Origin of the sequence: Lentilactobacillus sp. (assembly GCF_040773105.1) — a bacterium.
Lineage (GTDB): Bacteria > Bacillota > Bacilli > Lactobacillales > Lactobacillaceae > Lentilactobacillus > Lentilactobacillus parabuchneri.
This window is the reverse complement of sequence record NZ_JAXGWW010000254.1, coordinates 1-2,936: the sequence shown is the minus strand read 5'-3', so window position 1 is coordinate 2,936 and position 2,936 is coordinate 1. Positions and strand designations below refer to the sequence as shown.

The 2,936-nt window shown below is 45.9% G+C and carries 2 protein-coding genes; one reads left to right on the top strand and one right to left on the bottom strand.

Annotated elements, in window-relative coordinates; genetic code table 11:
• A partial coding sequence (ppdK, locus tag AB3112_RS10325; protein ID WP_367334438.1) for a pyruvate, phosphate dikinase occupies nucleotides 1–2,359 on the bottom strand: 2,359 nt, incomplete at its 3' end.
• 271 nt (nucleotides 2,360–2,630) lie between these two features.
• Between ppdK and AB3112_RS10320 the strand changes: the two genes are divergently transcribed.
• On the top strand, nucleotides 2,631–2,936 hold a 306-nt coding region (locus AB3112_RS10320; RefSeq protein WP_367334437.1), incomplete at its 3' end, for an HTH domain-containing protein.

Below are 2,936 nucleotides of genomic sequence, written 5' to 3'. Positions count from 1 at the left end.
ATTCTGGCATAAAGGAGCCGACGTCATCTCTGGAAAAGCCATAGGTCAACTGGGTTAAATCATTCGTCCCGAAGCTGAAGAAGTCCGATACTTCTGCGACTTTATCAGCCGTTAAGCAGGCACGCGGAATTTCCATCATTGTTCCAACCGTATATTCAAGTTTGGCACCCTTTTTTGCGAATAATTGTTCAACTTGGTTCACGACCACTTCTCGAACCCACTTCATCTCAGCCTTGGATCCGGTGAGTGGAATCATGATATGCGGCTCAATGATCAGCCCTTGATCAAGCAAGTCCAATGCGGCCTCAATAATGGCACGAACCTGCATTTCATAAATATCCGGGAAGGTGACGGCTAATCTGTCACCACGGTGGCCCAGCATTGGGTTGATTTCCTTTAGGGCATCAACACGGCGCGCCAGATAATTTGGATCAATATTGAGCTGATCGGCAACCTTTTGAATTTCTTTCTCGTCGTGCGGCAAAAATTCGTGCAACGGCGGATCCAGGAGACGGATGGTCACTGAGCGACCTTCGGAGAGGCGAAACAATTCGTAAAAGTCACCCTGTTGCATTTTGGCTAATTCAGCCAATGGTGCCTCCCGCTCCTTGGCATCTTCAGCAATGATTAACCGTCTCATCTCCAACAATCGTTCCGGCTTGAAGAACATGTGCTCCGTTCGGGTTAAGCCGATGCCGTCTGCCCCAAATTTAAGGGCTTGGGCAAAATCAGCCGGCGTGTCCGCGTTGGCATAGACGCCCATGTCGCTTTCCTGCTTGGACCACTCTAAAATCGTCGATAAATTATCATTGACCTTGGTATCGTTGGTCATAATCTGGCCGATATAAATATTTCCGTTGGTGCCGTCAACCGAAATCCAGTCGCCCTCATTCAACTGCTCACCGGAGATCGTCGCTACTCGGTTTTGATAATCCACCTGAAGGCCATTGACGCCAACCGTGGCAGGTGTCCCCATCCCGCGGGCAACAACTGCCGCGTGAGACGTCATCCCGCCTCGTGAAGTAACGATGGCTTCACTGATGACCATGCCTTCAATATCTTCAGGAGACGTATCCTGACGAACCAAAATAACTTGTTGTTCCAAATCATCATGCGCCGCTTTGGCTGATTCAGCCGTAAAATAGATTTGTCCAGACGCCGCCCCTGGCGATGCGGGTAGCCCACTTGCAGCAACGGTATTTTGATCCAGTTCTGCTTCATCAAACTCAGGATAAAGAATCGCGCCCACTGAATCGGGGTTAATTCGCAAAAGCGCTTCGGTTTGAGAAATCAGTCCCTCATCCACCAGGTCGACGGCAATTTTAACGGCAGCCGTTGGTGTCCGTTTACCATCCCTTGCTTGAAGCATATACAATGTCCCGTGTTCGATCGTGAACTCCAAGTCCTGCATATCACGGTAGTAAAATTCGAGCTTTTTAGCGATTGCTGCAAATTCGTTGTATAAGTCGGGCATCGTGTCCGCCAACGTACTAATTGGCTGTGGCGTCCGAATACCGGCAACAACGTCTTCTCCTTGAGCATTTAATAAATACTCGCCAAATAATTTGTTTTCGCCGGTTGCCGGGTTTCTGGTAAAGGCAACCCCGGTTCCGGAATCCTCACCGGCATTTCCAAAGACCATCATCTGAATGTTAACGGCCGTGCCTAAATCACTGGCGATGTGATTTTCACGACGATAGACCTGGGCCCGGTGATTATTCCAGGATTCAAAGACGGCGTTGACCGCCGCTAATAATTGTTCCTTAGGGTCTTGAGGAAAGACTTTGCCTGCTTTGCTAACATATAGATCCTTGAATTGGTCGACAATCTCTTTCAGATCAGAGACGGTTAAGTCCAAATCGGATTGATAGTTGTGCGTTGTTTTAACATCCTCTAGAACCTGATCGAAAACACCTTCAGGGATCTCATAGACCACGTTTCCAAACATCGCCAGTAAACGGCGGTAGCTGTCATAAGCAAATCGGCGATTGTCGGTCATGTTAGCCAAAACTTCGACCGTTTGATCATTTAAGCCGATATTTAAAATCGTGTCCATCATTCCTGGCATCGAAATTGCGGCCCCGGAACGAACTGACACTAATAATGGATTGGTTGGACTATTGAATTGTTTACCCACTTTTTCGCTCAGTTGGGCAATTGCCGCTTCAATCTGAGTTAATGTGTCGTCATTTATTTGATTGTTGTTATCATAGAACGCCTGGCATGCTTCAGTGGTGATCGTAAACCCATCCGGAACTGGAAAGCCCAGGGTGGTCATCTGGGCTAAGTTGGCACCTTTTCCACCGAGCAAGCGTCGCATATCTTTGTTGCCTTCTTCGAATCGATAGATGTATTTCATATAATGACGTCCTTTCTAAAATCAATTGCACATTTCATTTGATGCGTATATCATATATGATACGTCTTATTAATGCAAATTAAATTTTATAGAACGTTTTATTACAGCTTTCAAAACAATTGATCTGCTGGGATTTTCAGACCTCGAAAAAATATTTTATTCGCTAGATTTTGTCAAATAACACGTTTTATTGGATACATATAGAACGTTGTATGTTAGAATCTATTTGAATGGTACGGACCACTAAATCAAAACGTTTGGAGCGACGACCTTGAAACTTACCCCTCGCCAAAATCAAATTATCGCTATTGTTAAAAAAGACAGCCCAATCACCAGTAAGCAGATTTCCGCTGAACTGAAACTGAGCATGCCGACAATTCGATCGGACCTACGATTATTAACGGCATTTGGGATTCTCGAAGCCAAGCCCAAAGTTGGCTACACGTTTAATGATTCCCCTGCCAAGTCTTTGAGTTATCAGAAGCTTTACCAAGAGCCCATCCGAAGCATTTTACAAAAACCGACGGAGATTAGAGAAGATGCGACTCTCACTGAAGCCGTTAATACTTTGTTCATT